We start from the raw sequence: 308 nt of genomic DNA, 5'->3' as shown, positions 1-308 counted from the left end.
GGCGAAGTCGATACTGCCGCGCCAACAGTTATTATTGATCCAGTAGGTGATACTAACAACACCACCCCAACTATTTCAGGCACCGCGACGGGTGAGCCAGAGGGCACGGTTGTTACTATTACAGTAACTGATGAAGCTGGTAATCCACAAACTATAACCACAGAAGTGCAAGCCGATGGCACCTTTAGTGTTGATGTACCTAACGAATTAAGTGAAGGCGAATTTACTGTTGAAGTATCAGTTACCGATACTGCAGGTAATGAAACTACCGCAACAACAACAGGCGAAGTCGATACTGCCGCGCCAAC

The 308-nt window shown here is 47.1% G+C and carries 1 protein-coding gene; it reads left to right on the top strand.

The window, feature by feature from the left end; all coding sequences use genetic code 11:
- Positions 1-308: Ig-like domain-containing protein (locus tag H5120_RS20070; RefSeq protein WP_182675889.1), on the top strand; the 308-nt coding region annotated here is incomplete at both ends.

Origin of the sequence: Pseudoalteromonas sp. SR43-2 (assembly GCF_014163885.1) — a bacterium.
GTDB classification, from domain to species: domain Bacteria; phylum Pseudomonadota; class Gammaproteobacteria; order Enterobacterales; family Alteromonadaceae; genus Pseudoalteromonas; species Pseudoalteromonas distincta.
The sequence above is the reverse complement of the archived record's forward strand: the minus strand, read 5'-3'. Positions and strand labels throughout refer to the sequence as shown.